Genomic DNA, 10,452 nt, shown 5'->3' with positions numbered 1-10,452 from the left:
CGGGGCATCAAGAAGTAATATCGCTGACTTTTAGGGCCGCCTCGGTCGTCACACGCGACGGCCGGGCGGCCCGCCCCTATATATAGCCTCTTTTGTGTCTCAATCATGCTTTTAGGATTTCAGCGGCCCCATTCCCATTAAGGACTTCGCTTGATTCTAAGTATGAGGGAAAGGCGCAAATTAGCAAGGAAGAAAAGACTATGCTCCCACCTGGGGAACAGACCTAAATCAGTCTCACTCCAGGGACCAAAGCGGTATGGACCGCGAAATTCCTCCATCATTCTCTTTCTGTGCTGCGGCAACATCCTGTTCACCGCTGGCATAGCCATGCCTCGTAGACGTTGTATATACAAAAGTGTAGTCCTTACTGTAAGAAAAACTACAAACAAAATTCAATCATGAGCTGTGCCGCAGGGGTCCCCCATTGTGGCACAGTTCTTTAATTTTTATAAAAACTGGTCAAAAGCTGGAGGTCGTGTAAGCCCCGTTTTATCTCTGGCTTTTCTGGATCTGGAGCAGGTAATAAGTAGAAAATTGAGTCGGGTATAAATTAAAACGCCCCACTTGGCAAAACATGGTTGCCCTGCAATTTTAATTTGCCAACCGGTAATTGACATGCGTTGAGACCCCCGCTACAATAGCAAAAGAACGAGAGGGAGGGATACTATATGACATCTGGTGAAAAAACCGTTTCACTGTTGAAATTACTTGGGCAGGCTCCCTATGTCCACAGTGTTACTGAACTGGGAGAAAAAATTGGATGCACAAAGAGCGGAACATGCAAACTATTAGCGGCCCTGGTAAAAAGCGGATTGGCTACCCAAACTGTAGATCGAAAATACACTCTGGGACCGGTGGTATATATTTTAGGAAAAACTTATGAGGATCACATCGGCTTATCCAAAATGGTTAAGCCGTATTTGGTGCGGCTACGTGATCTCACCGGGGAGAACGCCTCCTTCAGTATGTTGGTTGACGGAAAGGCCAACCTGGTCTACCGGGAGGAGAGTCTCCAGGCCGTCCGGGTGGCTGGCAGTGTGGGGCAAGAACGCCCCCTGTATGCCGGTGCCAACGGGAAGGTCTTGGGGGCCTTCCAGAGCGACGAGGTCATCCGTCGCCGCCTGATGGAGGAACCCATTACACCACTGACTGAGCGCACTATTATTTCGCCAGATGAGCTTTTGAAGGAGTACGCTAAAATTCGCGCACAGGGATATGCCATCAGCGATGGGGAATTGAGTATTGAGACCATCGGCATCAGCGCCCCCATTCGGGATGAGTCCGGGACCGTCTGGGCGGCTATCTCCATCGGCGCTCCCCGACTGCGGGTGGATCAGACCAAACTAGAACGGTACATCTTTTTAGTCAAGGAAATCGCAAAGGAGATGTCCAAGGATCTAAGCAGCGGCGCCATTGGAAATTCACTGTGACAACGCAGGAAACATCCCCGTACTCATTTTCCTATTAGGAAACAGTATCGGGGATTTTATTAAAAATTGTCCAATATAAATGTGGAATATTGATGAATTTTCTTTGATTTTCTTGTATATATTGAATATTTTTCTTTCTTATGATATCCTATATTCAGAAAATAAGTTTCTTATTTAGAAATATCATTAAGAAGGAGTATAGGTTATGGATATCACACAAGTGGAAAAGGCTAATGAAGAGGTTGCCGCCCTGCGCGCCCAGCGCGACAAGGATTACGCGGAGTACGAGGCGGCCGGACGAGTCTGGGGTCTGGTCCCCCGGGAGCGGATCACTCGGATCAAATTTCCTCGCGTCAGCAGGCAAATTATCGACGGTTACCTATCCATGGAGGACATGAGCACCACTGTCTCTGATGTACTGGACTCCTACGGGATCGACGGGGCCATCCCCACTTCTTATTTGAAGCCAGTGATTCCCGGCAGCAAAATCTGCGGTCCCGCGGTAACTATTCGGAACATTCCGGTCCGTAAGACACCCACCCAGGGCGCCCACGACCATGACTTCATCGCAATGTCTACCCGGGATATCTACTACCTAGGAGAGCCAGGCGACGTTTTGGTGTCCGACTTTGGCGGTAACCTGGATGTATCCAACATGGGCGGCCAGAGCTGCACCGTTGGCAAAAGCTGCGGCTTTGCCGGCAATATTGTCAACGGTTGCTGCCGGGATGTGTCCTCCATCCGAGAGATGGGTTACCCCGTATTCAGTTGCGGCACCACTCAGATCACCGGAAAGTTCCGCATGGAGTGCATCGAGATGAACGGTCCTGTCACTCTGTGCGGCAAACTGGTCATCCCCGGCGACCTAATGGTGGCGGACGACTCCGGTGTGTGCATCGTCCCTTATGAACTGGCAGAGCCTGTACTAGAGGAGTGCCTAAAGATCGCCGCCTCCGAGGAGCGGATGCGCCAACTGATCGTATCCAAGGCTCCTATTTCTGAATTGCGGCCTCTGTTCCGGGCACGGTATAAATAAGAGCCCATATTTCACTTTGCCGGAAACGGAAAGGAGTTTTTGATATGATAGATCCGAAAGTTGCCGCTGACTATGAAGAATATAAGGCGGCAGGACGTATCTGGGGCGTAATCGACAAGGAGAACATCAAGATGATCAAGTTCCCCCGAGTGCCAAAGGAGATTGTCGATGGCTTCAAGGCACTGGAGGACGACCTGACCGGAACTGTCAGCGACCTTCTGGACGCACTGGGTTACAACAAAGTGATCCCCGCTTCTGTACTGAAGCCCATCGAGCCGGGCCACTTGATTGTTGGCACTGCGGTGACCCTGCGTAGCATCCCCATCGAAAAGACCACTACTAAAGGCCTGATGGACCACGATTTCATCAAAATGGCCTCTCGAGAGGTTAATTATCTGGCAGAACCCGGCGATGTACTGGTGGGTGACGCCGGCGGTATGACGGATATGAGCAGCATGGGTGGTCAATCCTTTGTTTCCGCCAAGATTCGTGGACTGGAGGGTGTGGTCATCGATGGTGCGGTCCGAGATGTTGGCGAAATCCGCAAGTATCAGATGCCCACTTGGTGCCGAGGTGTCACCCCCAAGACAGGCAAGTGCCGTATTGAGGCCATTGAGATCAACGGCCCTGTGGTGCTTGCAGGTGTCCAGATCAATCCTGGCGATCTGATCATCGCTGACGACTCAGGGATCTGTGCCGTACCTCCTCAGCATGCAGCTTATATACTGAAAAAATGCCAAGAAATCCTGCCTGACGAGGAAGTCATGCGGGAACTCATTGAACGGGATGCCCCCATTGCAGAAATTAAAAAGCTCTTCCGCAAGCGCTACACCGACGACGCACCCAGCACCGAGAACACCTAAGTAGTCTTTAGGAGGAATTTGATATGAAAAAGCTTGTTTCTTCCGTTCTGTCTCTCGCCATGCTCCTCTCTCTCGCAGCTTGCTCCGGTGGCGATCACTCCAGCACCTCCGCCGGCGGAAGCACCAGTTCCAACACCGGATCCAGCGCAAACACTTCGGGTGACTCTAGTACAGCTCCACAAGTAGAATTCCCTGAAATCATTACGGTCACTGTCCCCTTCAATGCTGGCAGCAACACCGATATCCAGATGCGCTTTATCCAGCCCTACCTGGAGAAACACCTTGGCGCTACCTTGGTAGTCAACAACGCCGGCGGCGCCTCCGGCGTCATCGGCACCACCGCTTTTGTCTCTCAGGCGGCGGACGGTAGCAACATCCTGTTCAGCCTCCCTACCCCTACTGTCTACCGCCCCGCTAGCGGCGAAACCACCTACACGGTGGACGACTTGATCCCTGTCTCCCGGATCACCGCAGATCCCTTCTATCTGGCAGTTTCCGGAGAGAACGACAAATTCCCTGATGCCCAGTCCGTCCTCACATATATCCAGGAGAACCCCGGCCAGTTCACCTACGCCAATGCCGGTAACGGCGGTATCGCCCATGTGGCCTTTGCTTCTTTCCTGTCAGGCGAGGGGCTGGACGCCCTCAGCGTCCCCTTCACCGGCGGTACCTCCGACTGCTACACGGCGGTGATGGGTGGTCATGTGATGTCTTATGCAGTAAGTGAGTCCGAGCTGACCGGCCGCTCTGACATCCGGCCGGTGATCAATCTGGGCTCCAAGTCCAGCACCCCAGGCTTCGAGGACGTACCCACCCTAGGAGAGCTGGGCTATGAGGGCTATGAGACCAACGCCTTTGCCGGCTTCTACTACATGAAAGGCGTGGATCAGACCTATGTAGATGCCTTTGACGCAGCAGTCAAGGCCACCCTTGAGGACGAGGAATTCCAAGCTGCGGCAGCGGAGTCCAACTTTATGCACAGATATGCTGACCATGAGGAGTTCTCCCAGCAGGTACACAATGCTGCAGAGCTGGCAGTTCCTGTCCTGGAGTCCCTCCAGTAAGCTCTCACGATGCTGGACCGGCCGCGTCCTGTCTGGGGAAGCGGTCCGGTCCAGCTTCATTTTAGACATTCGAGGTGAAACCTTTGAATAAACGAAATTGTATCACCGGAATCTTGGTGCTGGCATTTTTCATTTTATTTTATGTTTACAGTCTTCAGCTCCAGCCCGCAGCGGCCCTTTGGCCCAAGTTTATCTGTGTGACCGGCATGGCTTTGTCTGCCGCTAACATCGTGATTTCCGGTGTGAAGTGGCAAAAAGAGCGGGACCAGGCGACGGTATTTCCTCTAAATTCAGGGCAAATCAAGCGCGGCATCATCCTCGCATTTATCGCCGCGCTCTGGATCTTTGCGATCCCACGGGTTGGCTTTTTGAGCTCTTCCATGTTATTTACTGGAATTACTATTTTAATCTTTGAGCCGGTCAAAGATAAAAAGCATATCGTCCGGGATATCATAGCGACTATCTTTTTCTCTGTTTTCCTGTTCGCCATGTTCTCTCTTCTGGGCATCCGATTCCCCAGAGGGATCCTGATCTGAAGGAGGCGCCCATGACCGAAATTTTAGGCTATATTGCCACCGCATTTTCTCCAGGTAATCTGATTTTTGCCCTTGTCGGCACGATTTTGGGAATCATCGTGGGGGCTCTGCCCGGCTTCACTCCTACTATGGGCATCGCAGTGCTTATCCCGGTAACCTACACCATCGACTCCACTACCGCTCTGGTATTTTTAGGGGCCATCTATTGTGGTTCCATGTTCGGAGGCTCCATCTCCGCCATTTTGATCAATACCCCTGGTACCAGTGCCGCGGCTGCCACCGCCATGGACGGTTATGCCATGACTTTGAAGGGGAAGTCTCACGAAGCTCTGGTGGAGTCCGCAATATCCTCTTTCTGGGGCGGTATCCTCAGTGTTGTAGCCCTGCTGTTTTTAGCTCCCCCGCTGGCTCGTTTCGCCTTCCAATTCGGCCCCCAAGAGAGGTTCATGATGGCTCTCTTTGGTCTGACCATCATAGCCTCTTTGACTGCCAAAAGCGTACTCAAGGGCTTGATGATGGGTTGTGTTGGTCTGGTTTTGGCCTGTATAGGCATCGACCCTGTCCAGGGCAGCATTCGTTTTACCTTTGGCAGCACTTTTTTCATGGGTGGCATTCAAATGATCCCGGTGGTCATCGGCCTGTTCAGTATGTCCCAGGTGTTCACTTCTTTGAAAGATCCTCTTGAGGTGGCAAGCAAGGACTCTCTGGTGCAGTACAAGAGCAGTAAATTGAAACTAAAAGATATTTTCAAATACCCCAAAATCTACTGGTGGTCTTCTGTTATTGGTCTGATTGTGGGTATTATTCCCGGCACCGGGGGGGATGTGGCTTCCTATGTAGCCCACAACACTGGTCATATGTTTACGAAGGACCCGGATTATGGCAACGGTTCCCGGGAGGGTGTCGCTTGGTGTGAGGCGGCCAACAATGCGGTCACAGGCGGCACTCTGATCCCTACTCTGACTCTAGGTGTCCCTGGCAACGCCACCACAGCAGTGCTACTGTCCGCCCTTACCATCCAGGGCTTAACTCCTGGCTACGGCCTGTTCACCACAGAAAAAGAAATCACCTACCCCTTTATTTGCGCTCTATTTATTGCAAATGTAATGATGGCGGCTATCGGCATCTGGGGCGCTAAATACTTTGCCCGGGTTACTCTAGCCCCCAAAAATATTTTAAACGCCTGCGTGCTGTTCCTTAGCGTTATCGGAACCTATGCTATCCGGGGCAGCGTGGCGGACATTCTGCTCATGCTGGTGTTCGGCGTGATCGGCTATCTCTTGAAGCTATATAAATACAATGTGGTCCCCATTGTACTCGGCTTGATTTTGGGCCCCATCGCTGAAGCCGGTCTATCCCAGGCACTACTTTTAAACAACAATTCCATCTCTGCCGTATTTACCTCTATGGTAACCAGACCAATTTGTATCGTGCTGTTTCTGTGTATGGTAATCTCAGTCAGCTATCCTTATATCTCTCAATACCGCGCCAAGAAAAAGAGCCAGACATCGTAAGTTTTCTTCAAAGCCCATCTCAAACAGGGGAATGCGTCTGATCAAGGGAGGCATTCCCCTGTTTTTTCTATTGGACCGCTGACCCCTACTGTAACTTAGAAGCGGTCATTTGAAAGTTTCAGCGGTCCTATTGTGCAGCATATTCCCCACCAAGTTTACCTCCGACACCGAAACCCATGCAACTACCAAAGCGCAGTACAGGCGGCAGAGATTATGGAGCACATCCTCTCCGGTAGTCTATAGCCCTCTCTTCCCCGGAAAAATTTTCGTACGGCTCAGGAAATTAGTCAGACTAACGCCTCAACAAAATCATCAAGCTAGAAAAGTAATAAAAAGCAGAGAAGCCCCGTTGGAATCAGCTTATTCCAGCGGAGTTTCGGTTGCGGGAGGAGGGACTTGAATCTCCGACCTCCGGGTTATGAATTGCGGTTCGGATATGATTTCTGCTCTGTCGGGGGCTTTTGTACCCTTTCTGCAAGGAGCTTGTGTGCTGTCTGTCTCTGTTTGCTCCATTGGTTCCGTTCTGTCTGACCCTCGTGTATCACAGTTTGGGGCAGGCTAAAACGACCTCATTAAAACCGTGTACCGGCCAGGACTGAAGCCCCCGATCATGGTCGAATAACCTCCTCAACAAACACTTCTATGTGGGAGTCTTTGTAGGCTAGGAGGCATTGAATCTTTTGCATATCGAGTAAAAGAGCTCATACTACAACTGTTCCTCTACACTTGGCAAAACAAAAAACAGAAAAATATGATACGTTCCTGTTGTCTATTCTGAGTCTTTCAAGGGAATCAGGGACTTCTTATGGCACTGTTTTAGGATTTGGATAAAGGAACCAAAAATTTTGCACTAAAGCTGAAGGCGAGATGCAAAATTTTCACCCGTTCAGGATAATCCATAGATTGGTAAAAACTGCGGGCCTAGTTTTTTTGCTGAGTAAGGTGACCGAGCGGCACCTTTGATCCGTATTTTCCGGAATGGACCATATGTCTCTATTAGCGAGAAAGTTGCTGACCTGAAGTAGATGGACATCGCTTTGAAACAGGGCGGATTAGCCGATTCACGCTTGATTCTCATACAGGTAAAGTCGAGGTAAAAACCATAAAACAAAAAAGTAAGTAGCAGCAATTTAACCTATCCGGTTGACAGAGGCGAGGAGAATTGGTACACTTTAAACGATTTATCTAATAAAGGTGGTACACCGTGAAAGAAGATTTGGATAAGCGGGATGACATGAGCTATCTGCAGACAGCAGGCCGTGCATTGTCTATCTTAAAAATGTTTCGGCAAGAGAATACCCTGTCTCTTCCTGCTATTGCCAGCGGGCTGGGCGTGGGGAAGACCATTGCATACCGGTTGGTACATACCTTAATGACAGAAGGCTTTTTGGTGCAGGACCCTCTTACTAAGCAGTATTCTTTAGGAGAACAGGTACTTCTGCTTGGTTTCTGTGCAGTGCAGAGGCAGGATGTAAAACGGATTGCCCATGACTTTCTCTGGAATTTTCATGAGCGCACAAAAATCAGCACCTATCTCACCATTCCCTGTGGAAACCAGAGCCTATGTGTGGATCGGGTGGTCTCCGACAGTACCGGGCGTCTGAGCACCGTGTTTGTAGGCGGAGTATATCCACTGTTCTGCGGGGCTACCAACCGGGTACTGCTGGCTTTTGCCTCCCCCCAGTTTCAAAGCGGATATCTGCGCAGCCTGGAACTGCCAGAGGAGGAAATGGCTCAGTTGGCCGAAGATCTGAAGCAAGCGCAAGCCCGCGGCTATGACTTTACCCATAACAGACTTACAGAGGGACTCTTTGCCGTTGGTTTTCCCATCTATAATTCCTCCAATCAGTTGGTAGCTGGCCTGAGTGTGGGTGGAGTGGATGACCCAGCCCGGCCGGATGCAGTGGAGCAATTCGTTCAGCAAGGCCGCCAGCTCGCTGTGGAAATTAACAATCAAATGGGCTCCAATTATTACAGCAATTTGATCTATTGATGATTTTATACTGAAAGATTCAGGAAAATAGCGCAAAAACAAGCCAGGCGGGGAGAAAACAACCCCCGTCTGGCTTGTTACATTTTGACCAAAGCCAATTAAGCAAACAGAATGTTTCCTGTGTATTTTACCGGCTTCTATCTTGACAAACGCTAAGTGTAGTGCTACTATAATTACAATATTCCATAATAAGATTTTTTATTTCTATTATAGGAATATTTGCAAAAATCGGATGACTATCTTGAGAAAAAATATTCAGTTGAAAGAAGTGGGATCGTCGGGAAGATTCGGGACAATAAAAGGAGGGTAAGGACCATGAAGTACAAGGGAGCGGCAATCCAATTCGACTGTCGTTTCATGGAAAAAGAGAAAAACCTGTCTCAGCTGGCCGGTCTGATACGACAGGCAGCCGGTCAGGGGGCAAAGCTCATAGTTTTGCCCGAAATGTGCGCTACAGGCTATTACTTTGACAGCATGGATCAGGCATCGGAGATGGCGGAGTATGTGATCGGCGGGCGGACGGTAGGGTTACTGGAGGACTTAGCCCGGGAACTGGACTGTTATTTGGTAGCCGGGCTCCCTGAGTCGGAGGGGGATCGACTTTACAACACTGCCGTCCTCGTGGGGCCAAGAGGCCTAATTGGCCGTCACCGGAAAATGCACCATTACACTCCTGACAGCACCTGGGCCAAGACGGGAGATGAGCCGGTAGCTGTATTTGACACCCCCATTGGAGTCGTTGGCATACAGATCTGTATGGATCTAAGCTACCCAGAAGCCTCCAGGTTGAGCCGCCTAATGGGGGCGCAGATTTTATGTTCCCCTATGAATTGGAGTGAGGCATCTGTCCCTTCCAGTATCTGGATAACCCGTGCCAAGGAAAATGGGATGTATGTCATTGCAGCAAACCGACACGGAGAGGAAAAGGGATTTTCCTTCTGCGGTGGAAGCGGTATCATTGGCCCGGACGGCAGGGTACTAGCATGTCACCCCTACGGAAACGGTATTGCTTTGGCCGAGATTGACTTGGATACTCAGACGGATAGGAGTGAGATCCCTCCGCGCCGCCCGGAGCTCTACCGTGAATTGCAGCTGCAGCGCTATCCTTGGTTCCAGAGTCAGTATTATCAGATCTTTGCTCCGCATCCTCTGCTCCAAGGCAGCCTGTTTTCTGTAGCGGTATGCAGCATGGAACCGGAGTACCGGGAGGGACATCTGGCCAATATAAAGCAGGCCATCTGCCAGGCCGGAAAGCGAGGGAACCGCTTGTTGATACTGCCTGAGCTGGTACTAGGAGGCGTTCCCGAAAACCTGAAGCAGGCACAGCGTATCGCTATCCGGGCAGATGATCCAGTGTGGCCGGAACTGTCTGATTTGGCTGTAGAGAACCATGTCGATGTAATCTTGGGCTTTGTTCTGGAGGAGAACGGGAAGCTTTGGAATGCAGCGGAATGTCTGTGTGAGGATGGCTCCCGACACTGTTACCGTAAGAGTCACCTGACTCGCCGGGAGGCACAGTGGGCGGAAGCGGGGGACCAGGCCGGGCTGATTCTTGACCGCCCCTATGGCAGAATCGGCATACTGTTAGGGAGTGAAATTATGGTCATGGAGGTACCCCGGCTGCTGGCCAACAGCGGGTGTGACATTTTTGCTGTCCCGGCGGTTAAAAATCCAAACTGTCTCTCCGGCTGCCCGGAAGCCCAGCAGGCGAGAGAGAATTATCACCCTGCCAGAGTACGTGCCAACGAAAACAATACCTACACAGCCTTTGCCGTCCAAGAGGGAATAAGCGGCATATTTGGACCGGATATGTTTCTTGAGCCCAGAGATGAGGTACTACTCCGAGAGAAAGGCTTCAGGGAAATGAAACTGGATACACGTTTTATTTTGACGGATATACAGGGCCACCCGGCGGTAAACGTAGTCCGAGAAAAACCTATGCTAGGCACTAGACATACCATTTGGTATGACCGGCTGATAGAAAAAACGGATTGTGTGCTGTAACAAAGAAAGGAG

8 protein-coding genes are annotated in these 10,452 nt (G+C 50.7%); all 8 read left to right on the top strand.

The window, feature by feature from the left end:
• The first annotated feature begins 668 nt into the window (after positions 1-668).
• The 8 genes from OCV64_RS11160 to OCV64_RS11125 all read left to right on the top strand — a co-directional run bounded on the left by OCV64_RS11160 (position 669) and on the right by OCV64_RS11125 (position 10,440).
• Positions 669-1,430 carry an IclR family transcriptional regulator gene (locus tag OCV64_RS11160; RefSeq protein ID WP_186853347.1) on the top strand — a complete coding sequence of 254 codons (762 nt, stop codon included), beginning with the start codon at positions 669-671 and terminating at the stop codon, positions 1,428-1,430.
• Between the two features lie 205 nt (positions 1,431-1,635).
• On the top strand, positions 1,636-2,466 hold the full coding sequence (locus OCV64_RS11155; protein ID WP_186853348.1) for an RraA family protein: 831 nt from the start codon (positions 1,636-1,638) through the stop codon (positions 2,464-2,466).
• Between the two features lie 44 nt (positions 2,467-2,510).
• Entirely contained in the window at positions 2,511-3,329 is an 819-nt protein-coding gene (locus OCV64_RS11150) for an RraA family protein (RefSeq protein WP_186853349.1), read from the top strand.
• Positions 3,330-3,352: 23 nt separating this feature from the next.
• Positions 3,353-4,393, top strand: coding sequence for a tripartite tricarboxylate transporter substrate binding protein (locus OCV64_RS11145; RefSeq protein ID WP_186853350.1), 1,041 nt, complete (start codon positions 3,353-3,355; stop codon positions 4,391-4,393).
• A gap of 74 nt (positions 4,394-4,467) precedes the next feature.
• Positions 4,468-4,929 (top strand): tripartite tricarboxylate transporter TctB family protein, encoded by a 462-nt coding sequence (locus tag OCV64_RS11140; protein ID WP_262670033.1) that lies wholly within the window; start codon positions 4,468-4,470, stop codon positions 4,927-4,929.
• 11 nt (positions 4,930-4,940) lie between these two features.
• The gene (locus OCV64_RS11135) at positions 4,941-6,443 is read left to right on the top strand and encodes a tripartite tricarboxylate transporter permease (RefSeq protein WP_262670032.1); all 1,503 of its coding nucleotides are present in this window, start codon (positions 4,941-4,943) and stop codon (positions 6,441-6,443) included.
• Between the two features lie 1,204 nt (positions 6,444-7,647).
• Complete coding sequence (locus tag OCV64_RS11130) at positions 7,648-8,436, top strand: IclR family transcriptional regulator (protein ID WP_186853353.1); 789 nt, start codon at positions 7,648-7,650, stop codon at positions 8,434-8,436.
• Between the two features lie 315 nt (positions 8,437-8,751).
• Positions 8,752-10,440: a nitrilase-related carbon-nitrogen hydrolase gene (locus OCV64_RS11125; RefSeq protein ID WP_262670031.1), complete on the top strand. Its 1,689-nt coding sequence runs from the start codon at positions 8,752-8,754 to the stop codon at positions 10,438-10,440.
• Positions 10,441-10,452: the final 12 nt, after the last annotated feature.

It is taken from the genome of Muriventricola aceti, from assembly GCF_025567565.1.
GTDB classification, from domain to species: domain Bacteria; phylum Bacillota; class Clostridia; order Oscillospirales; family Oscillospiraceae; genus Lawsonibacter; species Lawsonibacter aceti.
The sequence above is the reverse complement of the archived record's forward strand: the minus strand, read 5'-3'. Positions and strand labels throughout refer to the sequence as shown.